We start from the raw sequence: 24306 nt of genomic DNA, 5'->3' as shown, positions 1-24306 counted from the left end.
TCTCCGCCCATCTCAGCCGTCAACAGTTCGGAGCTCCCGATGTCCACGCCCAATGCCGAAACCGGGATGAGAGACTGGACCGACAAAGCCACCCGAGACCGCCTCGAAAAGGATGTAGCAGCCGTGAAAAGCGATATCGCCGCCCTCACCGACCAGATCACCGACGCGCTCAATACTTTCGCCAACTCCACCAGCAAGCAGGCTCGCCGCGGCTATCGCCAGGCGCGCGAGAACATGGATTCCGCGATGGACGACATGTCCGAGCGCGGCAGCGCGATGATGGAAGCCGCACAAGACGCCTACGGCTCGATCGAAGAGACGCTGGAAGATGCGATCACGCAGCGGCCGCTGGCGACCGTCGGGCTGGCGCTCGGCATCGGCTTCCTGATCGGCGCCGCCTGGCGCCGCTAAGGATGCCGGCGTTCATTTGAGACGGCAGCGACACGCGGCCGCTGTCGGCCCGTGACGATTCGGCTGGCGGGGATTGAGGAGCAAGGCCATGTTTCAGCGCATCATCGACAGCATCAGTGCATCCACCGGCACGACTGTTCGGCTGACCTCCCTGGCCGCGGGCGCTGCCTTCGCGCTGCTCGTGACGACGGGCTTCCTCTGTGCCGCCGTCTTCATCTGGGTGCTGCAGAAATATGGCCCGGTGCAGGCTTGTCTTGCCGGCGCCGGCATCTTCTTTCTGCTGACGTTGGCCGCGGCAGGCTCCTATTGGGGCTACAAGCGCGAGGTGCAGAAGCGCGCCCAGATCGCGGCCGAGCGCGCGGCGAAATCGGCCGCGCAGAGCATGCTTGCAGATCCGATGCTCCTCGCCACCGGGCTTCAGATCGTTCGCGCCATCGGGGTGAAACGATTGTTGCCGATCCTGGCCATCGGGGGCGTCGCCCTCGGCATCCTGGCGAGCCGCGCCGGCGTGGCCGACGAGGTGTCGGCGGAGCCTGCCGAGTAGCGATCGGAGCGGGTTAGAAAATTTCGTCCTAAGTCCTTTGGGCGCATCTATCCCAATTCGATAGAGGGCGAGGGCCGCATTTCTGCGCGGTTCGGCGCGATTGTCTTGCCGCTCACGCAAACGCTACTCGGATGGGCAGGCGATTGCCGCTAAAAGCATCGTCCTGATTCCCAAAGCTATTTTACTTAATGAAACCGTCCGTCAAGGCGAACCTCGCCGCATTCCAGCACGACGCCAGGCTCTATCTGACGCTCGGCATCGCCAATTGGTCCATCTTCGTCGACCATATTCCGAACAACGTCGTCAACCTGCTGACGCTGCGCAATTTCGGCTTCAGCGGCGCGGCGGACCTGTTCGTGTTCGTGGTAGGCTACGGCGTTGCCATCATCCACGGCAGGATGGCGCTGGAGCGCGGCTATGTGGTCGCAGCGACGCGCATCTTTCGCCGGGTCTGGCGGCTCTATGCCGCCTATGTCGTGCTGTTCGTGATCTATATCGACGCCATCGCCTATGTCGCCTCGCAATCGATGGCGCCGGAGATCATCCACGAATACAACATCTCCGGAATTCTCGAGCACCCGCTGCGCATCCTGGTCCGCGGTCTCGTGCTCCAGGAAGAGCCGCTGAATCTCGACCTGCTGCAGCTGATGATCCCGCTGATGGCGTTCTTTCCGCTCGTGCTGTGGGGCCTGTTGCGGGGGCCGAACCTGACGCTGGCGACATCGGTCGCGCTGTATCTTGCTGCGCGCTGGTTCGGCTGGAATTTTCGGATCTATCCGGACGGGGAATGGACCTTCAATCCGCTGTGCTGGCAGCTGCTGATGGTGCTGGGCGGCTGGTTCGCCGTGACGGGTGCGCCGGGGCGGGCGCTGCGCGGCATGTCCTGGCTGCGGATCCTCGCAGGCGCCTATTTGATCTTCGCGATGGCCGTCACCTTGATGCGCCATTCGCCGACGCTGTCCGCTTACCTGCCGGATCTCCTCCTCAACAGCATCGCGCCGGCCGACAAGGAAAACCTCGCGCCCTATCGCGTGGTCCACTTCCTGGCCCTCGCGTTCATTGCGACCCATCTCATTCCGGCCGATCACCCCGGCCTGAGATGGAGACCGCTGCAAGCGGTGATCGCATGCGGTGAGGAATGGCTTGCGGTATTCTGTGTCGCCGTGTTCCTGTCCTTCGCCGGCCACCTCATCCTGATCACCGGGCCGAACTTGGTGGTGATGCAGGTGGCGGTGAGCATCACCGGCTTCGCCGCGATGACCGGGCTCGCCTACTACATCGCCTGGTCGAAACGGCAGGATCTGCCGGCAGCCCTGCGGCGGCAGGCGTAGAGCCAAAAAAGCGTGCGATTCTGCTAGGCCGAAAGCCGCCCCTGCGGTATGCCGGGACTCTGCGTGAGGAGACCGGGCGTGGCGATGGCGAAAGACGGGCGTGAAGAGGCGGAGAGCGCGCCCCGGCGCGGCCGGCCAAGGTCGATCGAGACCACCAACGCCATCCTCGAAAGCGCCTATGCACTGATGGCGACCACCGGCCTTGCCGCCACCACCATCGATGCGATCGCGCGCCACTCCAGCGTGTCGAAGATGACGATCTACAAATGGTGGCCGTCGCGGGAAGCGCTGCTGATCGACGCATTCCTCCACCATGCCGCGCAGATGCTGCCGCTGCCGCCTGCGAGCGCCGGCACGCCCGCGGCGCGCGCGCGGCGCCACGCCACCGCCTATGCCGAGGCGCTCCAGGGCGAATTCGGCAAGGTGCAGCTCGCCGTGATCTCAGAATGCATTTCCAAGACCGGCTCGGCCGAGCTGTTCTACGCCCGCTACTTGCAATTCCGCCGCGACGCGCTGGTGGACATGATCGCCGCCGGCCAGAAGGACGGCAGCATTCAGGCCGAGGGTCCCCCTGAGAATCTCTACGACGCGATCTATGGCAGCCTGTTCTACCGCTACATCTTCGGCATCGCGCCGATCACACCTGGCTACGCCCGCAACCTCGTCGAGCTGGTGTTGCGACCGAAGAGCTAAAGCGCGATGCGATGAGGCTTGATCGCTCCAACGACGGAGCTGGGCTCCCTCTCCCGCTTGCTTGCGGGAGAGGGTTGGGGAGAGGGTGTTTCCGCAATGGGACAGTCCCCTAGAGGAGAAAGCCCTCACCCGCGTCTACGGCGCGACCTCTCCCGCAAGCGGGAGAGGTGAACGAGCCGCGGCAATCGATTCGACCTAAAGCCATTCCGCTCTAACTTCGCGCCGGCCTGACCGGCGCCGAGATCTTGTCCGTGCGGTCGCGCTCGGTCATGTCGACCACCGTCTCCATCGGCGCGGTCAATTCATAGACGTAGGAGACGTCCGTGAAGAAGCGCTTGGCGGTCCCCCCCAGCGCCTCGGGCGCGACGCGGTCGAGCAGGATCAGGCCGAAATCGGAATCGGGCCGCCGCGTCGCCTCGCTGGTGTTGAACTCCTCCCAGCGAAAATGGAAGACCTCGTGGCCATCTTCGCCCGTCACCGTCCAGTTGGCTGTGATGTGGGGGTGCTTGCCGACCAATGACAGGCCCTCGTCGGAATGCGAGGCGAGCTCGAAGAACAGCAGCGACAGGCTCTGCGCCGCTCGCGCGCTGACCGCGATGTCGGGGCCGGTGACCGCGATGCGATCGGCATGCGGAATCGCGCGCGCCTCGAACAGGCCCTTCAACTTGACGCCCTGCCACTGGCTCTCGCTAAGCAGCGACACCACGTTGGACATGGCGTGGATGCGTCCGATCAGGAGCTCGCGCGCGCTGTCGATGTCCGAACCGTGGCGCAAGGTGCGCGTCACGATCGACTGGATCACCGCCAGGATGTTCTTGACGCGGTGGTTGAGCTCGTCGATGACCGCGGTCAGCCGGCGCTCGAAGCCGATCCTGACCTGGATCTCCCGGCTAAGCCGCAGATTGTTGTAGGCGACATAACCGAACAGGCCGCACACCATTGCGGTGATGGCAAAGCCGATCGCCGCCACGATGATCGCGGTCTGCTCGGCGCGGCGCACCGAATTGGTCTTCGCGTAGTAGCCGAGCTGCCAATCGCGGCCGCCGAAGCTCACCGTGCGCGTCGCCGACGGCGCCGGCCCGTCCGCCGCCGCCATCCGCGTCGAGACCACGCCCTGATCGTTGGCGATCAGCTCGCCGCCGTCCTTGCGCGGATCCCTGAGCGCCACCGCGAACAGCGACATGTCGTCATTGGCCAGCATCAGCGAGGCGAGCTCGTAGGAAAACGTCACGAACCCGGCGGGCTCGGTCGCTCCCTCGGGAATGACGGGCGCAGCCACGATGATGCCGATCGCTCCGTTTCCGCGGATCAACGGCACCGGGTCCGAGGCAACCGACCTCTTCTCGGTGCGCGCGCGCGTCAGCATCGCGCTGCGAACCGGATCCTGATCGTAGCTGCGGCCGGGCAACATCCTGGTCTCGTTGCTGCGCGGCTCGAGATCCAACAGTACGTCGATCGGCTGGGTGACATCGGCAGGGTTGATCGGCTTGTCGTCATACGAGCGGATCTGCGGAGTCGGGAAGCCGGCGCCAGCGAGGGCGGCCTGCGCCGCCGCAAGCTCGTCCGGCTTCAACCGGGCGACCCACCCAGCCACCACGAAGTCGGTCTTGAAGGCGTAGATCGCCGAGCGCAGCGGCTCCAGCATGTTCGGCTTGATCACCGACGGCGCGCGGAACAGGCCTGAGGCGACACGCGCGAGCAGCTCCCGCTCGGTCAGGCGGTCCTGGACCAGGCTCGCATGCACATCGATCGCACGCGCCAGCGCGATCCGGTCCAGCGCCAGCTCCTGGTCGTGGACGCGATAAGCCGCAAGCCCGGAGAGCAAGGCCCCGAGCAGAGCGATGAAGCCGATGATGAAACCCAGCCTGACCACGCGATTACTCAGGCGAAAGCAGGAGGTCGGCAATGAACACGGAGCACATGAACGCCGCTCGAACGGCCATGGGCCGAAGCAGGGTAAACCCCAGTGCCGGAGATAATGAAGGAGGAGGCATCAGTACGCAACTTGGGTCGCCTGAAAAGCTTAATCCGTCCGGCCGATGGTCTGGCCGGGATGAATTCGCCCCGGGCGCCGGAGGTAGTTAATCCCCGTGTCCCAAATTTGTTCCGCGGGTTGCGGCGTGGCCCAGCTCGTTAACGGCGAAAAACACCTGCGCCAACTGGTCGCGTCCGGTCAGCCCGCCCGTTTCAGGCCGCCTTTGGCCTCGATGAAGCCGACGATGTGGTCGAGCCCCTCGCTTTTCTTGAGGTTGGTCATGACGAAGGGCCGCTCGCCGCGCATGCGCCTGGCGTCCGTCTCCATCTTCTCGAGGGAGGCGCCGACATGGGGCGCGAGGTCGGTCTTGTTGATGACCAGGAGGTCGGACCGGGTGATGCCGGGGCCGCCCTTGGACGGGATCTTGTCGCCGGCGGCGACGTCGATGACGTAGATGGTGAGGTCGGCCAGCTCCGGGGAAAAAGTGGCAGCAAGATTGTCGCCGCCGGATTCGATCAGCACGAGGTCAAGTCCGGGAAACTTGGCGCGCATGTCCGCGACCGCGGCGAGATTCATCGAGGCATCCTCGCGGATCGCCGTGTGCGGGCAGCCGCCGGTCTCGACGCCCGCGATGCGATCCGGCGTCAACGATCCCGAACGCACCAGGAACTCCGCATCCCATTTGGTGTAGATGTCGTTGGTGATCGCCGCAATGTCGTAGCGCTCGCGCATGGTCTTGCAGAGCAGGTCCATCAGCGCGGTCTTGCCCGATCCGACCGGACCGCCGACGCCGACACGCAAGGGACCGTGAGATTTCGCCATGTGACTTGTTCTCTCCTGATGACTTGAAGGCCGCACCGCTCACGACCGAAACAACCGGGTATATTGCGTCTCGTGCCGCAAGCTGGCGAGGTCGGCGCGGAACGTCGCGCTGCCGAGATCGTCCAAGTTTGCAGCCAGCGCGCGATTGGCGGTGGCGGCGACGGCGGCTTCCAGCCTCACCAGCACACGCTGGCTATCGGTCTGGCCGAGCGGAATGAGCCGGCTGGCCGCGGAAATCCAGTTCGAGACCAGCGCATGCAGGAAGGCGTGCAGCGTCGGCGCCAACGGCACGGCGTGCATCGCGGCAACGACGCCGACCGCGACCGGATAGATCAGTGGCGCGCTGCATGCCGCGACCGTGGCATCCAGTCCGTCGGCATCCCACGCGGCGCGGGCAATGTCGATGAAGGCGCGGCCCTGCGAGGTCGTCTCCAGCTGCCGCTCGCGCGACGGCACGAAGGCGCTCGCAAGCTCGGCGATCTCGTTCAAAGCGGCCGTCTCGCCCGATTCCGTGGCGCGATAGGCGTGGACCAGAAACGTCGCGTCACAGAAGCCCGAGCCGTCGGCGAGCATCGCATCGAGCCAATCCGCCAGCGTCGTCGTGTCGGTGACGTCGCCGGTTTCGACCGCCCATTCGATGCCGCTGGAATAGGAGAAACCACCGACCGGGAACGCCGGCGAGAGCCAGGTCATCAGCCGGTACAGCGCCGCCGCCTCGCCCTCGGCAAGATCACCGGCGCCGACCGGCTCATTTGTGGTCATGAGCATGCTTGTGGCCGTGGTGATGATCGGGATGATCGCAATGCTCGTCGTGGTGATGGTGGTGCTCATGGCCATGGTCGTGCGCGGCATGATCATGGTGGTGGCCATGGTCATGGTGATGATGGCCGTGATCGTGATGCGCATGGTCGTGTCCATGCGCATGGCCGGCATCGGCATAGGCGCCGCCTTCGGGATCGAACGGCGCTTCGATCTCGATCACACGCGCGCCGAGGCCCTTCACCATCGCCTCGATGACGTGATCGCGGCGAATACGCAGGGCCTTGGCCAAGATCTGCGTCGGCAGGTGACGGTTGCCGAGATGCCAGCCGACGCGGACGAGGTGGTGCGGATCGCGGCCGCGGATTTCCAGCAGCGGCTCGGGCGCCGCGACCACCTCGATCAGCCTTCCATCCTCAAGCACCAGCGCATCGCCGCCGCGGAGCGCGACGGCATGCTCCAGGTCGAGCAGGAATTCGAGGCCCCGCGTTCCCGTCATCGCCATGCGACGACGGTGCCGGTCGTCGAAATCGAGCACGACCGTGTCCACTGGTGCTTCCGTGAAGCGGTGCTGTCCCCTGACCTGCGTCGCCCGGATCATTCGTCGTCCCTCTTACCGTGTCTCGACCTTCTCGGGCGTGATGTATTCGATCTTCGGCGGCGCCGTGAAGCATTTCACCGCAACGCGGCCGAACGTCTTCATGTGCTCGGCAGCGCGATGCGGCCCCAGCGCCTCCATATTCTCCCACTGCTCGACGAACACCATCTTGGCAGGGTCCGTGACGCTCTCATGCAGATCATAGGCGATATTGCCGGGCTCCTTCCGCGTCTCCTTGATGCAGGCGGTGGCGGCCGCGATGAACTCGGCGCGCGTCTCGGGCTTGATGGTCAGGGTGGCAACGACGTAGATCACGAGAAATCCTCCCGGCTTTTCTTCTAAAGGGTTACGATACCGGGCGGGACATTAGACCAGGCGGGACCGAACGCAAAACCGCAAAAAGCCATCCCCGGACACCGCCGGGGACATGCGTTGAGGCGCTATTTCAGTACATGAAATATCGCTGCGCCATCGGCAGCACCTCCGCCGGAGCGCAGGTCAGGAGTTCGCCGTCGGCCCGCACTTCATAGGTCTCAGGATCGACCTCGATCTTGGGCGTCGCGTCGTTGTGGATCATGCTCTTCTTGGAGATCCTGCCGCGGGTATTCTGGACGGCATAGAGCTTCTTCTCGATGCCGAGCTTTCGCGCGAGGCCAGCTGTGATAGCGGCCTTGGAGGTGAACACCACCGAGGATGCCGTACGCGCCTTGCCGAACGCGCCGAACATCGGCTGGTAGTGCACCGGCTGCGGCGTCGGGATCGAGGCGTTGGGATCGCCCATCGGCGCCGCGACGATGGTGCCGCCCTTGACGATGCAGTCCGGCTTGACGCCGAAGAAGGCCGGCGACCACAGCACGAGATCGGCGAGCTTGCCCTTCTCCACCGAGCCGATCAGCTTCGACACGCCATGCGCGATCGCGGGGTTGATGGTGTATTTGGCGATGTAGCGCTTGACGCGGAAATTGTCGTTGTCCTTGCCGTTGTCCTGCGGCAAGGCTCCGCGCTGCTTCTTCATCTTGTCGGCGGTCTGCCAGGTCCGGATGATGACCTCGCCGAGCCGGCCCATGGCCTGCGAGTCCGAGGACATCATCGAGAGCGCGCCGAGGTCGTGCAGGATGTCTTCGGCCGCGATGGTCTCCTTGCGAATGCGGCTTTCGGCGAACGCCAGATCTTCCGCGATCGAGGGATCGAGGTGGTGGCACACCATCAGCATGTCCAGATGCTCGTCGATGGTGTTGCGGGTGAAGGGGCGCGTCGGATTGGTCGAGGACGGCAGCACGTTCTTCAGGCCGGCGACCTTGATGATGTCAGGAGCGTGGCCGCCGCCGGCGCCTTCGGTGTGGAAGGCGTGGACGGTGCGGCCCTTGAAGGCCTTGATCGTGTCCTCGACGAAGCCGGATTCGTTCAGCGTGTCGGTGTGGATCATCACCTGGATATCGTGATCGTCCGCCACCGACAGGCAATTGTCGATCGCGGCCGGCGTGGTGCCCCAATCCTCGTGCAGCTTCAGCGCACAGGCGCCGGCCTTGATCATCTCGACCAGCGCGGCGGGCCGTGAGGCGTTGCCCTTGCCGGAAATGCCGAGATTGACCGGGAAGGCGTCGAACGACTGGATCATCCGCGCGATGTGCCAGGGCCCCGGCGTGCAGGTGGTCGCGAACGTCCCGTGCGAGGGGCCAGTGCCGCCGCCCAGCATCGAGGTGACGCCTGACATCAGCGCGTGCTCGATCTGCTGCGGACAGATGAAATGGATGTGGCTGTCGAAGCCGCCGGCCGTGAGGATCTTGCCTTCGCCCGCGATCACGTCGGTGCCGGGTCCGATGATGATGGTGACGCCGGGCTGGATGTCGGGATTGCCGGCCTTGCCTATGCCTGCGATCAGGCCGTCCTTGATGGCAACGTCGGCCTTCACGATGCCCCAATGGTCGACGATCAGCGCGTTGGTGATGACCGTGTCGGCCGCGCCCTGCTTGTTGGTGACCTGCGACTGCCCCATGCCGTCGCGGATCACCTTGCCGCCGCCGAACTTCACCTCCTCGCCATAGGTGGTGAAATCCTTCTCGACCTCGATGACGAGGTCGGTGTCGGCCAGCCGCACCTTGTCGCCGGTGGTCGGGCCGAACATGTCGGCATAGACGGAACGCTTCATCTTGACGGACATCACAAGCCCCGTTTGCGATTGAATGTCTGGTTGGTCACAGCAAGGCCTTTGCTGCTTTCACGGCATCGTCGAATTTTTCGTCGAGCCATGCATTGCCGCCGCGGCACCCCGCCACGACCTGCGTGGCCCAGCCGATATAGTCGGCGAGTTCCTCGCGCTCCTCGGCGCTCGGATCGGTTTGAATGCGCGCGCCCGTATTGCTGATCTTGTCGGCGATCTTGATCAGCTTGGCGCCCGGCGATTTGTGGGGCGCGTCGTCGATCTGCTTCTGCCGCCGCTTTGCCTTCGGCAAGCTCATGTCGTCGGTGCACTCGGCAACCAGCGAGGCGACACGCTCGGAAAATCTCTGCGCGAGCTCCTCGCGCGTGGTGTCAGTGTCCTCGATCGAATCGTGCAGCCAGCCGGCCGCAACGAGCTCGGCATCGGCACCGTCGGTCGCGGTGGCGAGCAGGTTCGCGACCTCGGCGAGATGATTGATATAGGGCTCATTGCCGCGGCCCTTGCGCGCCATGCCGTTATGACGATGCGCAGCGAGCTCGGCAGCTTCTGAGACGAGGCGGATCGGGGAAATCACTGGAGCCTCCTGGTCAATGAAGCACCGGCAGCAGACCGCGCGTCCTGAATACGTCCTGCAGCTTCAATCGCGCAAGCTTGTATCCGGCCTCGCGACGCCGCTGAATTCCCGCGGCCGAAAAATCGCGAAAAGCGCCGGAGTCCCGGGACTCCGCGGAAAGACCGGCTTTCTTCATGAGACCCGCATCGGCCAGGTCGATGTTGGTGATGGCGCCCAGGGTCTTGAAACGCTGCGCACGCGAGACCTTGTCAACGAGCTGCGGATCCCGCGCCTCTACGGGAACGGCGGCGTAGAGCGCCTCCACGGTCTGCAACAATTCATTGATGACCGCTGCGTTCGCACCGTCCTGGCGCAGGCGGTTGCCATAACGCAGCTCGCTCAAGCGATCATTGACCTCGATCATGTTCTTTGGCGCCGCACGCTTGCTTCGAAACAAGTTCATCACGACCAGGATGCGATCGACGTCGTCCGATCCGGAAAACGCATCAATCGCATCGCCGAGCGGCGTGTTGTCGACTATGCCGCCGTCCCAGAAATTCGCGTCGCCGATTGGCGTCGCCGGAAATCCGGGCGGAAGGCTGCCGCTTGCCAGCACATGGCGAGGACCGATCTCGGTCCGCTTCTCGCCCTTGTGCGGATGGTTGCAGAAACGCACCAACTCGCCGGACGACACGTCCACTGCGGTGACGACGAAGGTGGTCGGGCTGTTGTTCAGCGCCGTGAAATTCACGTGTCTCGCCAACGTCCCGAGCATGGGCTCGGTGTTGTAGAAATTGGTCCAGCGGAAGACATTCCAGTAGTCATAACGAGGCTTGTAGAAACCGTGCACGCGGAACAAAGCGAAATCCTGGCTGGCGATACCCCACCAATAATTCCGCGACTCCAGCGAAAGCTCCGACCACAGCAATTGCAGGCGCCTTTTGGCATCGGCCCGATCGGTCGCGCCAACCACGCAGGCCGCATTTATCGCGCCAATGGAAACCCCGGTGACCGCGGCCAGCGTAACGGTCCTGCCCTCGGCATGGATCGCATCCATCAATTCCAGAAGCGCCTCGATCGCGCCGAACTCATAGGCCCCAAGCGCACCGCCGCCCTGGAGCACGAGTCCAATCTCGACCTTGTCCTTGAGGACGGTATTCATGGCAGGCCTGCCCTACAGCTTCCCCATCACATCCCCGCGGAAACCGTAGATCGTCTTCTTCCCCGCCATGGCGACGAGTTGCACGTCGCGGGTCTGACCGGGCTCGAAGCGGACGGCGGTCCCGGCGGCGATGTCGAGGCGCATGCCGCGGGCCTTCTTGCGGTCGAACTTCAGCGCCGGGTTGGTCTCGAAGAAATGATAGTGCGAGCCGACCTGAATCGGGCGGTCGCCGGTATTGGCCACAGTCAACGTCACGGTCTTGCGGCCGGCATTGAGCTCGATCTCGCCGTCTTGGATGAAGAGTTCACCGGGGATCATGTTTTGCATTCCTCTGTCATTCCGGGGCGGCCCGAAGGGCCGAAACCCGGAATCTCGGTCAACAATCTCTGGATTCCGGGTTCGCCCTGCGGGCGCCCCGGAATGACACTTAGCGGATCGGCTCGTGCACCGTGACGAGCTTGGTGCCGTCAGGAAAGGTCGCCTCGACCTGGATGTCGTGGATCATCTCGGGGATGCCCGGCATCACCTGGTCGCGGGTCAGCACCTGCGCGCCGGACTGCATCAGCTCGGCGACGGTGCGGCCGTCGCGGGCGCCTTCGAGGATGAAATCGGAGATGATCGCGATCGCCTCGGGATGGTTGAGCTTGACGCCGCGGTCCAGCCGGCGCCGGGCCACGATTGCCGCCATCGAGATCAAAAGCTTGTCCTTTTCGCGGGGAGACAGGTTCATGCGACATCTCTTCCGTTCAGCACGTCAATTCAACCAGTCTAGTTCAACCAGAGCCGCGGCAGGGCCGCACCGGTGCGTGCCAGCACCGTCATCATGTCGGCGCGCAAGCGCGCCGCATCTTGGGCACAGAACCGCGCCATTGCAAAGCCATTCCAGGCCGAGATTCCGACCTCGCCGGAGAACGATTCCGACGCCTCCCGGATGCGCTCGACCAGGGCCTCGTCGCCGGGCACGATCAGGGCTGTGCCGATCGCCGCGCCACCCTTGGCGACCGCGGGCCGTGCAAGCTTGCCGCCGATGTCGCCGTCGAGCCGGACCGTCTCTGCGAACACCAGCCGGCCGCCACGGCGCAGCCGCCAACGGTCGATGAACTCGCCCTGCTCCATCCGCTCGCCCATGGCGGTGCGGCCGAACACCACGATTTCGCAGAGCAGGAGCGAGGCTGCCTCGTCGAGATCGATGTCGAAGCGGCGCTGCACGCGGGCGCGGTCGAACAGAATCGTCTCCTGAGGCAGCCAGGCAAGATGCGCGCCCGCGCCGACCTTCAGGGCGATGTTGAGCTGCGCCGCAGCTCCGGGCGTGCGATAGACCTTTTCGGCGGCCGCTGTGGTCAGCGTCAGCCGCGCTCCATCCGCCGCCGCTATCTCGACATCGAAGCGATCGCCACCAGCAACTCCGCCGGCCGTATTGACGAACACGCCGGACAGACCCTGATCTTCCGGCGAGGGAAAGCGGACGCGGAGCGAACCGGATTCATGCAAGGCGCCGCGACGCGTCACGCCGGCGCGCGCATGCACGTCGAAGCGCACCGCGCCACGGGCGCGGTTGGCCTCGAACAGCGTGGATGTGGCTGACAATTCGCTGCGCATCCGTCTCCCCCAGCCGGTCGCGGCAGGTCTTTGCCGGCTTACAGCGCCATCTGGCGGCTAATCTCGCCCGGATCGAGATTGGAGCGGTCGCAGGTGAACTTCACCGCACCGCGATCCATCACCGCGAAACTGTCGCCGAGTTCGCAGGCAAAGTCGAGATATTGTTCGACCAGCACGATGGCGATGTTGCCGAGATTGCGCAAGTAAGAGATGGCGCGGCCGATGTCCTTGATGATCGAGGGCTGGATGCCTTCGGTGGGCTCGTCGAGCAGCAGCAGCTTCGGCCGCATCACCAGCGCGCGGCCGATCGCGAGCTGCTGCTGCTGGCCGCCGGAGAGGTCGCCGCCACGCCGGCCGAGCATGGATTGCAGCACGGGAAACAGCGAGAACACGTCGTCCGGAATGTGCTTGTCCTCGCGCTTGAGCGGACCGAAGCCGGTCTTGAGGTTCTCCTCGACACTCAGCAGCGGAAAGATCTCGCGGCCCTGCGGCACGAAGCCAATACCCTTGCGCGCCCGCTCATACGGCTTGAGGCCGGTGATATCGCTGCCGTCGAACACGATTGCGCCCGAGGAGATCGGATATTGCCCGACCATGGCGCGCAAGAGCGAGGTCTTGCCGACGCCGTTGCGCCCGAGCACGCACGTGACCTTGCCGGGCTCGGCCAAGATCGAGACGCCGCGCAGCGCCTGCGCCGCGCCGTAGAACAGGTTGATGTCCTTGACCTCAAGCATCGCTCAGCGTCCCAGATAGACTTCGATGACCCGCTCGTTGGACGAGACCTGGTCGATGGTCCCTTCCGCGAGCACCGTGCCTTCGTGCAGGCAGGTGACCTTGACGCCGAGCTCGCGCACGAAGGTCATGTCGTGCTCGACCACCATGACGGTGTGGGTCTTGTTGATTTCCTTCAGCAGCTCGGCGGTGAGGTGCGTCTCGACGTCGGTCATCCCCGCGACGGGCTCGTCGACCAGCAGCAGTTTCGGATCCTGCGCCAGCAGCATGCCGATCTCGAGCCATTGCTTCTGGCCATGGCTGAGGCTGCCGGCGAGGCGGTTGCGCGCCTCGGTGAGACGGATCGTCTCCAGCACCTTGTCGATGCGCTCGGACTCCGCCTTGCTGCCGCGCCAGAACAGCGTGCCGCGGACCGAGTAATCGACATTGAGCGCCAGCAGCAGATTGTCCTGCACGGTCTGGCTCTCGAACACCGTCGGCTTCTGGAATTTGCGGCCGATGCCGAGCTCGGCGATACGGGTCTCGTCGAGGCGCGTCAGGTCGGTGATGCCGTCGAACAGCACGGTACCTTCGTCCGGCTTGGTCTTGCCGGTGATGATGTCCATCATCGTGGTCTTGCCGGCGCCGTTCGGCCCGATGATGGCGCGCATCTCGCCGGGCTCGAGCGTCAGCGACAGATTGTTGATGGCGTGGAAGCCGTCGAAGGAGACGTGCACGCCGTCCAGATAGAGCATCGCGGAGGTCGCGCGGGTGTCCATGACGTTCATGACCGCTTACTCCGCCATCTTGGGTTCGGTGACGCCGTCTTCGGCCGCGGCGCTCGCGGTGGTCGCGGCGGTGCGTTTTTCCTTCGACTGATCCCACCAGGCGTTGAAGGTGCCAACGATGCCCTTGGGCAGCAGCAGCGTCACCAGGATGAACAGCGCACCCAGCATGAACAGCCAGTACGGCGCCAGCACGCCGGAGGTGAAGAACGTCTTGGCGTAGTTGACGACGACGGCGCCGAGCGCGGCGCCGACCAGCGTGCCGCGGCCGCCGACCGCGACCCAGATCACCGCCTCGATCGAATTGCCCGGCGCGAATTCGCTGGGGTTGATGATGCCGACCTGCGGCACATAGAGCGCGCCGGCGACGCCGGCCATGCAGGCCGACACCGTGAACACGAACAGCTTGTAGGATTCGACGCGGTAGCCGAGGAAGCGCGTGCGCGATTCCGCGTCACGCACCGCGATCAAGACCTTGCCGAGCTTGGAGGAGACGATGGCACGGCAGATCAGGAAACCGACGATCAGTGCCAGGCAGCTCAGCGCGAACAGCGCGGCGCGCGTTCCCTCCGCCTGCACGTTGAAGCCCAGGATGTCCTTGAAGTCGGTCAGGCCGTTGTTGCCGCCGAAGCCGAAATCGTTGCGGAAGAAGGCGAGCAGCAGCGCATAGGTCATCGCCTGCGTGATGATCGACAGATAGACGCCGGTGACGCGGGAGCGGAAGGCGAGCCAGCCGAAGCAGAAGGCGAGCAGGCCTGGCACGACCAGCACCATCAGCGCGGCGAACCAGAACATGTCGAAGCCGTACCAGTACCAGGGCAGCTTCTGCCAGTTCAGGAACACCATGAAGTCGGGCAGGATCGGGTTGCCGTAGACGCCGCGGGTGCCGATCTGCCGCATCAGGTACATGCCCATGGCGTAGCCGCCGAGCGCGAAGAAGGCGCCGTGGCCGAGCGAGAGGATGCCGCAATAGCCCCAGATCAGATCGATCGCGAGCGCCAGGATGGCGTAGCAGACATATTTGCCCCAGAGCGCCACGAGATAGGTCGGCACTTGCAGGAACGAGCCGGCGGGCAGCAGCAGGTTGGACAGCGGTATCAGCACGCCCAGCCCGGCGACAACCAAGAGGAAGATCGTCGCGCCGCGGTCCAGCGATCGCGTCAGCATGTGAGGGGTCATGCTTCCACCGCACGGCCCTTGAGCGCGAACAGGCCGCGCGGCCGCTTTTGAATGAACAGGATGATGAGAACCAGGATCGCGATCTTGCCGAGCACTGCGCCGGCGACCGGCTCCAGGAACTTGTTCGCGATGCCGAGCGTGAAGGCGCCGACCAGCGTGCCCCAGAGATTGCCGACGCCGCCGAACACCACGACCATGAAGCTGTCGATGATGTAGCTCTGGCCGAGATTGGGGCTGACATTGTCGATCTGCGACAGCGCCACGCCGGCGATGCCGGCAATGCCCGAGCCGAGGCCGAATGTGAGCGCGTCGACGCGCGAGGTGGCGATGCCCATCGAGGCCGCCATGCGGCGGTTCTGCGTCACCGCACGCATTTCGAGGCCCAGCGCGGTGTAGCGCAACATCGCGAGCAGGATCGCGAACACGGCGAGCGTGAAGACAAGGATCCAGAGCCGGTTGTAGGTGATGGTGATCTGGCCGAGCTCGAACGCGCCGCTCATCCAGGAGGGGTTGCCGACCTCGCGGTTGGTCGGGCCGAACATGGTGCGCACCGCCTGTTGCAGCACCAGCGACAGGCCCCAGGTCGCGAGCAGCGTCTCGAGCGGGCGCCCGTAGAGGAAGCGGATGATGCTGCGCTCGATCAAGACGCCGATCGCGCCTGCGACGAGGAAGGCAAGCGGCACGGCGATCAAGAGCGAATAGTCGAACAGGCCGGGATAGCGGGTGCGGATCACCTCCTGCACCACGAAGGTGGTGTAGGCCCCGATCATCACCATCTCGCCATGCGCCATGTTGATGACGCCCATCACGCCGAAGGTGATGGCGAGCCCGATCGCGGCGAGCAGCAAGACCGAGCCGAGCGAGAGGCCGTACCAGGCATTCTGCACCATCGACCAGACTGCGAGCGAATTCTGGATCGAGCCGATCGCGCTCGCGGCGGCCTTGGTCACCGAGGCGGGCTGCTCGCCCATGCCGGTGAGCAGCGCCAGCGCATCCTGGTCGCCACGCGCCTTGATGGTTGCGACCGCTTCGAGCTTCTCGACCTCGGTGGCGTCGGACTTGAACAGCAGGATCGCAGCGCGGGCCTCGCCGAGCGCCGCCTTGACGGATTTGTTGGTTTCCTTGGCAAGCGCGGCATCGACCGCCTCAAGCGCGGTCTCCTCGTGCGACTTGAAGACGGACTGCGCCGCCTGCAGGCGCGCTCCCAGATCCGGCGACTGCAGCGTCAGGCTGCCGAGCGCGGCATCGACGCTGCGGCGCAGGCGGTTGTTGAGGCGAACCGCGCTCGCACTGTCGGGAACGCTGGCGACGGCCTCGCCGGTCGCAGCGTCGATCGACTTGCCGTCGGCACCGGTGACGTAGACCTTCTTGCTGTCGGGATCGGCCATGAGACGGCCGTCCTGGAGCGCACTGATGATCGGAAAAGCCAGCTTGCTGCCGCTGCCCGCGATCGCACCGATCGCCTCTTCCGTGTCGGAAAAATCATCATTGGCGAATTTGGCGACCGCGTCCTCGAACGGACCGGCGAAGGCCGGCAGCGCGAACGCAATCAGAAACAACGAGAGTGCAAGCGAACAGAGACGGGCGGACAAATGGGCTGGCACTGTGAATGACCCCGGCAGAAATGAGTGGAGAAGGCGGCGGGATCGCCGCCCTCTCCGGTCTTGCAATGGAGCGTCAGATCGGGATCAGGAGCCCGAGCCGAGGCACTTGTTGGTCTTGGTGTTGAAGTTGCCGCACTTCTTGCCGACCCAATCGCCGATCAGGTCCTTGGAGCCGTCGAGCTCCTTCGACCAGGCATCGCCGGGGACGAGGCTCGGGGTCTTCCAGACCACGTCGAACTGGCCGTTGCCCTTGATCTCGCCGATGAACACCGGCTTGGTGATATGGTGGTTCGGGAGCATCTTGGAGGTGCCGCCGGTCAGGTTCTTGGCTTCGATGCCCGGGAGAGCGTCGATCACCTTGTCGGGATCGGTCGACTTCGCCTTCTCGACCGCCTTGACCCACATGTCGAAGCCGATCACGTGCGCTTCCATCGGATCGTTGGTCACGCGCTTCGGATTCTTGGTGTAGGTCTGCCACGCCTTGATGAACTTCTCGTTCTCCGGCGACTTGATCGACTGGAAGTAGTTCCAGGCGGCGAGGTGACCGACCAGCGGCTTGGTGTCGATGCCGGCGAGCTCTTCCTCACCCACCGAGAACGCGACCACCGGGATGTCCTTCGCCTTGATGCCCTGGTTGCCGAGCTCCTTGTAGAAGGGAACGTTGGCGTCGCCGTTGATGGTCGAGACCACCGCGGTCTTCTTGCCGGCCGAGCCGAACTTCTTGATGTCGGCCACGATCGTCTGCCAGTCGGAATGACCGAACGGCGTGTAGTTGATCATGATGTCTTCCTGGGCGACACCCTTCGACTTCAGATAGGCTTCCAGGATCTTGTTGGTGGTGCGCGGATAGACGTAGTCGGTGCCCGCGAGCACCCAGCGCTTCACCTTCTCTTCCTTCATCAGATAGTCGACGGCGGGGATCGCCTGCTGGTTCGGCGCAGCACCCGTGTAGAAGACGTTGCGCTCGCTCTCCTCACCCTCGTACTGCACGGGGTAGAACAGGATGCTGTTCAGCTCCTTGAAGACGGGGAGCACCGACTTGCGCGACACCGAGGTCCAGCAGCCGAACACGACCGAGACCTTGTCCTTGGTGATCAGCTCGCGCGCCTTTTCGGCGAACAGCGGCCAGTTCGAAGCGGGGTCGACGACGACGGCTTCCAGCTTCTTGCCGAGCACGCCGCCCTTCTTGTTCTGCTCGTCGATCAGGAAGAGGATGGTGTCCTTCAGCGTGGTTTCGCTGATCGCCATGGTGCCGGACAGGGAGTGCAGCACACCGACCTTGATGGTGCCGTCCGCGGCCTTCGCGCCAGTCAATGAAGCCAGACCGAGCATCAGTCCGGCGGTCGCGGCGAGCACGCCGCGGCGGCTAAATGACGCCGCTATATCGTGAGTGGATTTGTTAAACATGAGTGCCTCATCTCCCTGACGCAGACGTGAAAACGCTGCGAAACGGCCCCACGGCCGCCTGCGATTAACGGAATCGCAAGAACCATGCCATGGGCTGAGCACCCATCAACCCATTGAATCTATTGACTTAATCGTCATAATTCAAAGTTTCGCCGCAGTCAGACAGCCCAAATCTTAGGCAATCTGAATGTATGCGAAAGCGGCAGTCGGACTATTTTCTAAGCAAATCGCCAGTTCTGGCTAAATTTCCGGCAACAGTATTTTTGCACCGCACCCGCTGTTTCGGGCGCACCTGCCTTGAAAGCGCCCCGTCGATGTTCCATATGAACGTCCGAGACCTCTTGCGAATCAAGGGGTCGTTGCGAGCCGCGTGTTCTTAAGCCCTCTACGGGCCTCTGGCTTGCCCCATATCATCCAAGCCATCCGACACCCCAAACACGCAGGTGTCTTCTCGACACCCTTTTGCGCGCGCCGCGCTGATGCGCCGGGCGTTCGCTTTTGACATGGAAAGAACCCCTCTTTTGACTTCGTTTCAGGACTTCGGCCTCGCCGAACCCATCGCGCGCGCTCTTCGTGAAGAGAATTACGTCACCCCAACCCCGATCCAGGCCCAAACCATCCCGCTGGCATTGACCGGCCGCGACGTCGTCGGCATCGCCCAGACCGGTACCGGCAAGACCGCGTCCTTCGCGCTGCCGATCCTGCATCGTCTGCTCGATAACCGCATCAAGCCGCAGCCCAAGACCGCCCGCGTGCTGGTGCTGTCGCCGACCCGCGAGCTGTCCGGCCAGATCCTCGACAGCTTCAACGCCTATGGCCGCCACATCCGCCTGTCCTCGACGCTTGCGATCGGCGGCGTGCCGATGGGCCGTCAGGTCCGCGCGCTGATGCCGGGCGTCGACGTGCTCGTCGCCACCCCCGGCCGCCTGCTCGACCTCGTGCAGAGCAACGGCTTGAAGCTTTCAAGCGTCGAGTTCCTCGTGCTCGACGAAGCCGACCGCATGCTCGACATGGGCTTCATCAACGACATCCGCAAAATCGTCGCCAAGCTGCCGATCAAGCGGCAGACGCTGTTCTTCTCGGCCACCATGCCGAAGGACATCGCCGAGCTCGCCGATTCCATGCTGCGCGACCCCGCCCGCGTCGCGGTGACGCCGGTGTCCTCGACCGCCGAGCGGATCAACCAGCGCATCCTCCAGGTCGATTTCGCGGCCAAGCCCGCCTTCCTGACCAAGCTGCTGCAGGACGAGGCGATCAACCGCGCGCTGGTCTTCACCCGCACCAAGCACGGCGCCGACAAGGTGGTGAAGACGCTGGCCAAGGCCGGCATCGCTGCCAACGCCATCCACGGCAACAAGTCGCAGAACCATCGCGAGCGCACGCTCGCCCAGTTCCGCTCGGGCGAGATCCGCACACTGGTCGCCACCGACATCGCCGCCCGCGGCATCGACGTCGATGGCATCAGTCACGTCATCAACTTCGACCTGCCGAACGTGCCGGAAACCTACGTCCATCGCATCGGCCGCACCGCGCGTGCCGGCGCCGACGGCACCGCGATCTCGCTGGTCGCGGGCGGCGAGGAACTCGGCTATCTGCGCGACATCGAGCGGCTGATTCGCGTCGCCCTGGCGCGGGAGGACCACCGCACCGACGCCGGCCGCCGCGATCCCGGTCCCGCTCCGTCGCAGCAACGACAGGGCCGGCCAGGCGGCCGCCCCGGCCAGCGCCCGCAAGGCGCACGGCACGGTGACGGGCGTCGTGCCGACGAACGGCATGCCGACGGGCGCCACCATGGTGCCGGCAAGCACGGCGACGGAAGGCACGGTGAAGGACGGCATGCGGAGGCAAGGCATGCCGACGGACGGCCCGGCAGTGGGCAGAATGCCTCCAAGGGTTCTCGCCGCCGCCGCTCCGGTGGTAAGATGCATTCATCGCCTGTCGACCGTCCGGAACAGCGTTCCGCGCATAGCGCCGGGACCGCTGATGGGATACAAGGCGTTGCCTTTTTGCGCCGCCAGAGTCGGCCAAACGGCCAACCGAACCGCAAACCCTATTCGCACTAGCCGTCCACGACCTGGAGACATTCATGGCTAAGGAAGAGCTGATCCAGTTCGAAGGACTGGTCACCGAAATCCTCCCCGATGCCCGCTACCGCGTGCAGCTCGACGCCGGACACGAGATCGTTGCCTATACCGCCGGCAAGATGAAGAAGAACCGCATCAAGACGCTCGCGGGCGACCGCGTGACGGTGGAGATGTCGCCCTATGACCTTGAGAAGGGCCGGCTGATTTTCCGCCACAAGGACGAACGTCCCAGCACGCCGGGCGGACCGCCCCGTCCCGGACAACGCGGCGGCCAGTTCCGCCGCCGCTAGTCGGCTGCGTCGAGTTCGAATTCCGATCTGTAGATTGATCCGCCGTTGGCATCACGGCGGATCAAAAATCGTGCGCGTCCGGATTGTTTCGGACCCTCGTTTCCGATAAAATGAATTAATCGATTTTCGGCCGGACGACATTGGCATCCACCGGTACAGCCGGTTCAGACACGCTGACGACCCTTCCAGAAATTCGATCTAACCCTGCCCGCGCGAGCGGGCTCCGACATTGTGTTATCTGAGAAGGACTACCCCATGAGCATGGGAACCGTGAAGTGGTTTAACGCGACCAAGGGTTTCGGCTTCATTCAGCCCGACGACGGCGGCCAGGACGTGTTCGTTCACATCAGCGCCGTCGAGCGCGCCGGCCTCGGCTCGCTGCGCGAGGGCCAGAAGATCTCCTACGAGATCGTGGCCGACCGCCGTTCCGGCAAGTCGGCAGCCGACAACCTGCGCGCTGCGGGCTGAGCCCACCGGGCCGGTGGCCCGATCGAGCCAAAGCAAAAAGGCCGTGCGTGACGCACGGCCTTTTTCATCACGGGCGGCTGGCAAGTCTCAACAGGTCGAGGGCACGTTGTTGTAGGGCACGCAGACGACCTGACGCGGCCGCGTGTAGGAGAGATCGCTCAGCGTCACGCTCGACTTCAACACGTAGCCGATGGTCGGCGTGTAAGTGTACTTGACCTCGCTCAGAATGAGATAACTCGACGGAATCAGGAGCGTCGGGGGAATCATCGTGGTGACCGTGTCGCCGGCGGTCCGAGTCGAGGTCGCAAGCGTGGCTTGCGTCGCGCCGCTCGCAATCGTGCCGGCCTTGCTCCACTGGACCTTGGCGACGCTGTTGGCGTCGATGTAGATCTGCGAGATCGTGCCCTTCACGAGCGTCGCGTCGTAGGGCATGACGACCGAGATGCTTGCCGTGAACGAATCCTTCATGCTGGCATCGTCGAGCGTCGTCGACTGCGACGTCAGATCGGACAATGTCCGCGCGATCAACGTGATTTTGCGGTCGATCGCCACGGCCGACGAAAATTCGACGGTGCCGAAGAACATCACCAGCATCAGCGGTACGATGATCGCGAATTCGGTCGCCGCCAGCGCGCGCTTGTCGGCGACGAAGCCGCGCACGGAGCCGCGTGCATTCCTCCAGATGTTCGCAATCGCCCGCATCGGTCCGCCCAGGTCCATCTGCCTCAGAAGGGTTCGTTCTTGAACGCCGCCGTCGCCACCATCAGCCGCTTGTTGTTGCATCCCATGTTGTAGCCGAGACCGGTGACGATGAGCGGCCACTGATAGAACAGGCGCACCACGACGACCTGTCCGGAGCTTCCGGCACTGTACTGCATGCCGGAGGGATTGAAGGTGCAGGAAGTGCCGAAGTTGGTGAGGCTGAGCGTCCCGAAGGAGCTGGTGCTGACAACGTCGACATAAAGCTTGCTGCAATCGAACAGCGCCGGGATCTTGGTGCAGACAAAGGCCTTGAACGTCGTCTGATCGCACGCGGAGACGGTGTTGGGCGCGGTCTGACAGGCCGCCACCGAGCCGCCTTGTGCCTGGGCCTGGCCGGTCAAAATCGCGCGCGCGGAGTCCTGCGCGATGGTCTCAAGCACCTGGCTCGAGAAGAACATGAGCGCCGTCTCGATGATGGCGAACAGCAGCGCGAAGAACATCGGTGCGACCAGCGCAAACTCGACGGCTGCGGAGCCGCGGCGGTTGCCGCGAAACCGGAGCAGCGCCTTCCGCAGCGTGAACCTCGTAGGTGCAGGCGATGGCATCTCGTCAAATTCCCCAGCGACCGGCGATCATCTGCCCGTTCAATAGCGGAAACTGATTGTCTAAGTGTTTCAGACGATCCGCAGCCGGCGGACCGCGCCGTTAAGACTGCGTTAACCAGGCGCGTCCCGAAGCGCGCTGAAATACGGCGCGCGGAGAGACGCCGGCGAAGCGGCGAGCGGCCTCGCGGGGTGCAGGCCGGCCGGTCGGCTAGTTTGGCTTGGCAGCCGCGCCGGCACCCGCACCGCCGCTGGCGCTGCTGCTCAGCGTACCGGCCTGGCTCATCGCGTTGTTGAAGTAGGCATCGCTGTCGCCGAGCGTCACGCGGCGCTGGCAAAGCGGTACGCAGCTGTAGGACTCGCGCTCGATGCCGCGATAGACGGTGACGAGCCGGTCGCTCGGACCTTCGACCTGGATCTGGCGGTCCACCAGAATCTCGCCGCCGCGGTCGAGCGCGATGAAGTTGGTGGCCCCGTAGCCCTTTCCGGTCACGACGATCATGCCGCCGGGCTGGAGCGTGACGTCGGCGATCAGGGGATTGCCGACCACGATGGTCGCCACCTTGCCGGGCAGTCGCACCAGCTTGGCCTGGTCGACATTGACCGCGATGGTATCGGCGACGGGCTCGGCGAGGCCTGCGGCCGGCGTTGCCAGCATCGCAGCGGCAACCAGAAGACAGACGCGCACATGACGGCGCAGCATTTCTTTACGCATACTCTTACCCCCGGGACGTCACAAACCGGCAGAAACGACCGAATACAGCGGAGCCGGTGCCCGACCCGGCTAACCTGCCTTTAATTCGTGAACGTTCCGCAAACTCGCCGCGTATTGTTTGAACGGACGGATATTTGCGGGGCCCGCCCCCTAGTGCCGAAACGGATAGGCGAGCTGGCCTCCGATCTCCTTGGGCATGCTCGCTTCGTCCTTGCCGTAATCCTGCGGCAGCCTGCCCGCCGGCATGCGGAAGGTGCCGAACAGCACGTCCCAGATCGGGAACGTTCCGGCGAAATTGGTGTCCCCGCCCTCTTCGAGCGAGGTGTGGTGCCAGCGATGGAAGACCGGCGTCGCCAGCACGTATTTGAACGGTCCGAAGGTCCAGTTCAGGTTGGCGTGCACGAAGGCCGAATGGAAGGTGGTGAACGGGCCAACCCAGACCATGACGTTCGGGGAGATGCCTGCCATCAGCAGCAGGACGTCGACGCTGATCGTCCCGAGCAAGAGATTGACCGGATGAAAACGGGCCGCGGAGATCCAGCCGATCTCCTCCGACGAATGATGGACCGCGTGATATTTCCAGAAGCCGCCGTCGTGGAATAGCCGGTGCAGCCAGTACAGCATGAAATCGGACAGCACCAGGAACAGCAGGGCCTGCAGCCACAGCGGCAGCTGCGCCAGCGGACCGTGGCCGTTGTCGTAGAAGGCGATGAGCTCGTCGGCATCGTGGATGTTGAAGACGACGCTGGCGCCGACGACCAGCAGCCCGATCCGCATGGTGCGGGCGAACACCGGGACGAAGAACCAGTAGCAGATGTCGGTGACGATCTCCCGCTTGCGCCACCACGGCGCGCCGGGATTGCAGGCCCAGAAATGCTCCAGCACGGTGAAGACCGCCGCGAGCAGGAAGGTGACCGGGATCACCTTCACGATGGTCTCGCCGAGCATCAAGGCGACTTGCATGGGCAGGCTCGACATCGTCGCCTCTCTCCGCGAATTCCGCTGTAGCCTTACGCCTACTCCGCGAAATTTAAGGGAGGGTGAAGCAGGCGCCGCGTTGGCGAGGCATCCGGAACCGGAACGAATTGCAGAGGCCGTCTTAAGGCGAAATTCACTCTGGGCAAAAGCATCGCGCCGGAGCTGGGTTTACC

At 64.2% G+C, this 24306-nt stretch carries 27 protein-coding genes; 7 read left to right on the top strand and 20 right to left on the bottom strand.

The window, feature by feature from the left end; translation table 11 throughout:
• The first annotated feature begins 39 nt into the window (after nt 1–39).
• The 4 genes from DCG74_RS11455 (at nt 40) to DCG74_RS11440 (ending at nt 2979) form a co-directional block, all read left to right on the top strand.
• A complete protein-coding gene (locus DCG74_RS11455) occupies nt 40–411 on the top strand; it encodes a YqjD family protein (RefSeq protein ID WP_172784890.1) in 372 nt (123 codons plus the stop codon).
• Between the two features lie 88 nt (nt 412–499).
• On the top strand, nt 500–955 hold the full coding sequence (locus DCG74_RS11450; protein ID WP_172784891.1) for a hypothetical protein: 456 nt from the start codon (nt 500–502) through the stop codon (nt 953–955).
• 188 nt (nt 956–1143) lie between these two features.
• Nucleotides 1144–2286: an OpgC domain-containing protein gene (locus tag DCG74_RS11445; RefSeq protein ID WP_172784892.1), complete on the top strand. Its 1143-nt coding sequence runs from the start codon at nt 1144–1146 to the stop codon at nt 2284–2286.
• A gap of 84 nt (nt 2287–2370) precedes the next feature.
• Nucleotides 2371–2979: a TetR/AcrR family transcriptional regulator gene (locus tag DCG74_RS11440; protein ID WP_172785225.1), complete on the top strand. Its 609-nt coding sequence runs from the start codon at nt 2371–2373 to the stop codon at nt 2977–2979.
• A gap of 211 nt (nt 2980–3190) precedes the next feature.
• Here DCG74_RS11440 and DCG74_RS11435 read toward each other — a convergent pair whose 3' ends face one another.
• From DCG74_RS11435 to urtA, 16 genes are all read right to left on the bottom strand, one after another.
• Nucleotides 3191–4852, bottom strand: a complete 1662-nt coding sequence (locus tag DCG74_RS11435) for an HWE histidine kinase domain-containing protein (protein ID WP_172784893.1) — start codon at nt 4850–4852, stop codon at nt 3191–3193.
• Between the two features lie 300 nt (nt 4853–5152).
• Nucleotides 5153–5776: an urease accessory protein UreG gene (gene ureG / locus DCG74_RS11430; protein WP_172784894.1), complete on the bottom strand. Its 624-nt coding sequence runs from the start codon at nt 5774–5776 to the stop codon at nt 5153–5155.
• A gap of 39 nt (nt 5777–5815) precedes the next feature.
• Entirely contained in the window at nt 5816–6544 is a 729-nt protein-coding gene (locus DCG74_RS11425; RefSeq protein ID WP_172785226.1) for an urease accessory protein UreF, read from the bottom strand.
• On the bottom strand, nt 6525–7136 hold the full coding sequence (locus tag DCG74_RS11420; protein WP_172784895.1) for an urease accessory protein UreE: 612 nt from the start codon (nt 7134–7136) through the stop codon (nt 6525–6527). Before DCG74_RS11420 ends, DCG74_RS11425 begins: the two co-directional genes overlap by 20 nt.
• Before the next feature lie 12 nt (nt 7137–7148).
• Nucleotides 7149–7448 (bottom strand): putative quinol monooxygenase, encoded by a 300-nt coding sequence (locus DCG74_RS11415; protein WP_035998129.1) that lies wholly within the window; start codon nt 7446–7448, stop codon nt 7149–7151.
• Nucleotides 7449–7578: 130 nt separating this feature from the next.
• Nucleotides 7579–9294, bottom strand: a complete 1716-nt coding sequence (ureC, locus tag DCG74_RS11410; protein WP_172784896.1) for an urease subunit alpha — start codon at nt 9292–9294, stop codon at nt 7579–7581.
• A 34-nt stretch (nt 9295–9328) separates the two neighbouring features.
• Nucleotides 9329–9868, bottom strand: a complete 540-nt coding sequence (locus tag DCG74_RS11405; protein WP_172784897.1) for an HD domain-containing protein — start codon at nt 9866–9868, stop codon at nt 9329–9331.
• 13 nt (nt 9869–9881) lie between these two features.
• Nucleotides 9882–10970 (bottom strand): patatin-like phospholipase family protein, encoded by a 1089-nt coding sequence (locus tag DCG74_RS11400; RefSeq protein WP_172784898.1) that lies wholly within the window; start codon nt 10968–10970, stop codon nt 9882–9884.
• A 51-nt stretch (nt 10971–11021) separates the two neighbouring features.
• The gene (locus DCG74_RS11395) at nt 11022–11327 is read right to left on the bottom strand and encodes an urease subunit beta (protein ID WP_026202067.1); all 306 of its coding nucleotides are present in this window, start codon (nt 11325–11327) and stop codon (nt 11022–11024) included.
• 109 nt (nt 11328–11436) lie between these two features.
• A complete protein-coding gene (locus tag DCG74_RS11390) occupies nt 11437–11739 on the bottom strand; it encodes an urease subunit gamma (RefSeq protein WP_007605424.1) in 303 nt (100 codons plus the stop codon).
• A gap of 38 nt (nt 11740–11777) precedes the next feature.
• On the bottom strand, nt 11778–12608 hold the full coding sequence (locus tag DCG74_RS11385) for an urease accessory protein UreD (RefSeq protein ID WP_172784899.1): 831 nt from the start codon (nt 12606–12608) through the stop codon (nt 11778–11780).
• 38 nt (nt 12609–12646) lie between these two features.
• Nucleotides 12647–13342 (bottom strand): urea ABC transporter ATP-binding subunit UrtE, encoded by a 696-nt coding sequence (urtE, locus tag DCG74_RS11380; protein WP_172784900.1) that lies wholly within the window; start codon nt 13340–13342, stop codon nt 12647–12649.
• A gap of 3 nt (nt 13343–13345) precedes the next feature.
• Nucleotides 13346–14107: an urea ABC transporter ATP-binding protein UrtD gene (gene urtD / locus DCG74_RS11375; RefSeq protein WP_172784901.1), complete on the bottom strand. Its 762-nt coding sequence runs from the start codon at nt 14105–14107 to the stop codon at nt 13346–13348.
• Between the two features lie 6 nt (nt 14108–14113).
• The gene (gene urtC, locus DCG74_RS11370; protein ID WP_172784902.1) at nt 14114–15283 is read right to left on the bottom strand and encodes an urea ABC transporter permease subunit UrtC; all 1170 of its coding nucleotides are present in this window, start codon (nt 15281–15283) and stop codon (nt 14114–14116) included.
• Entirely contained in the window at nt 15280–16887 is a 1608-nt protein-coding gene (gene urtB / locus DCG74_RS11365) for an urea ABC transporter permease subunit UrtB (protein WP_172784903.1), read from the bottom strand. The genes urtC and urtB overlap by 4 nt, the downstream gene beginning before the upstream one ends.
• 84 nt (nt 16888–16971) lie before the next feature.
• Nucleotides 16972–18294, bottom strand: a complete 1323-nt coding sequence (gene urtA / locus DCG74_RS11360) for an urea ABC transporter substrate-binding protein (protein WP_172784904.1) — start codon at nt 18292–18294, stop codon at nt 16972–16974.
• A 479-nt stretch (nt 18295–18773) separates the two neighbouring features.
• Here urtA and DCG74_RS11355 point away from each other — a divergent pair, with 479 nt between their 5' ends.
• The 3 genes from DCG74_RS11355 to DCG74_RS11345 all read left to right on the top strand — a co-directional run bounded on the left by DCG74_RS11355 (nt 18774) and on the right by DCG74_RS11345 (nt 21136).
• Nucleotides 18774–20357 (top strand): DEAD/DEAH box helicase, encoded by a 1584-nt coding sequence (locus tag DCG74_RS11355; protein ID WP_172784905.1) that lies wholly within the window; start codon nt 18774–18776, stop codon nt 20355–20357.
• A 23-nt stretch (nt 20358–20380) separates the two neighbouring features.
• Nucleotides 20381–20668, top strand: a complete 288-nt coding sequence (infA, locus tag DCG74_RS11350; protein WP_035998101.1) for a translation initiation factor IF-1 — start codon at nt 20381–20383, stop codon at nt 20666–20668.
• Between the two features lie 255 nt (nt 20669–20923).
• Nucleotides 20924–21136 (top strand): cold-shock protein, encoded by a 213-nt coding sequence (locus DCG74_RS11345; protein WP_014439634.1) that lies wholly within the window; start codon nt 20924–20926, stop codon nt 21134–21136.
• A gap of 87 nt (nt 21137–21223) precedes the next feature.
• On the opposite strand, the gene DCG74_RS11340 is transcribed toward DCG74_RS11345, so the two are convergent.
• The 4 genes from DCG74_RS11340 to DCG74_RS11325 all read right to left on the bottom strand — a co-directional run bounded on the left by DCG74_RS11340 (nt 21224) and on the right by DCG74_RS11325 (nt 24133).
• Nucleotides 21224–21838 carry a TadE/TadG family type IV pilus assembly protein gene (locus tag DCG74_RS11340; RefSeq protein WP_172784906.1) on the bottom strand — a complete coding sequence of 205 codons (615 nt, stop codon included), beginning with the start codon at nt 21836–21838 and terminating at the stop codon, nt 21224–21226.
• A gap of 23 nt (nt 21839–21861) precedes the next feature.
• A complete protein-coding gene (locus tag DCG74_RS11335) occupies nt 21862–22443 on the bottom strand; it encodes a TadE/TadG family type IV pilus assembly protein (RefSeq protein ID WP_172784907.1) in 582 nt (193 codons plus the stop codon).
• Nucleotides 22444–22651: 208 nt separating this feature from the next.
• Complete coding sequence (locus DCG74_RS11330) at nt 22652–23155, bottom strand: pilus assembly protein N-terminal domain-containing protein (RefSeq protein ID WP_172784908.1); 504 nt, start codon at nt 23153–23155, stop codon at nt 22652–22654.
• 150 nt (nt 23156–23305) lie between these two features.
• Complete coding sequence (locus tag DCG74_RS11325) at nt 23306–24133, bottom strand: sterol desaturase family protein (protein ID WP_172784909.1); 828 nt, start codon at nt 24131–24133, stop codon at nt 23306–23308.
• Nucleotides 24134–24306: the final 173 nt, after the last annotated feature.

Source organism: Bradyrhizobium sp. WBAH42 (genome assembly GCF_024585265.1).
In the GTDB taxonomy this organism is placed as follows: Bacteria; Pseudomonadota; Alphaproteobacteria; order Rhizobiales; family Xanthobacteraceae; genus Bradyrhizobium.
The sequence above is the reverse complement of the archived record's forward strand: the minus strand, read 5'-3'. Positions and strand labels throughout refer to the sequence as shown.